This window comes from Streptomyces sp. SID3343, assembly GCF_009865215.1.
Classification (GTDB): Bacteria; Actinomycetota; Actinomycetes; order Streptomycetales; family Streptomycetaceae; genus Embleya.
Map to the genome: position 1 here is coordinate 1 of NZ_WWJX01001321.1, position 382 is coordinate 382.

Consider the following 382-nt stretch of genomic DNA (forward strand, 5'->3'; position numbering starts at 1 on the left):
GGTCGCCGAGCACGTGCTTCCCGCGTATGTCGACGGGCTGCTCGCGCACTGGCGCGAATCGGCGGAGGACGCCGGCGAGAAGGACCTGATCCGGCGGCTCGACGCGGGCGAGGACGTCTCGGCCGAGGAGATCGCGCACGACCGGCTCCTGTGGGGCGCGCCCGAGGACGTGATCGGGCAGATCACGCGCTATCGCGAACTCACCGGCAGCGAGCACGTGCACGCCGCGTTCGGGGCGGGGCTGCCGGCGGGGGACAGTTCGGTGTCCACGCGCGGGTCGTACGACGAACTGGCCGAGATGATCCGGTTGTTCGGGCGGGAGGTCATCCCGGCCTTTCGTTGACAGGTCTGTTGACGGATCCGTTGACGGATCCGTTGACGG

General features: G+C 69.9%; 1 pseudogene. It reads left to right on the plus strand.

The window, feature by feature from the left end:
* Positions 1–343, plus strand: a pseudogene (locus GT354_RS41750) (F420-dependent oxidoreductase); the annotation flags it as partial.
* Positions 344–382: the final 39 nt, after the last annotated feature.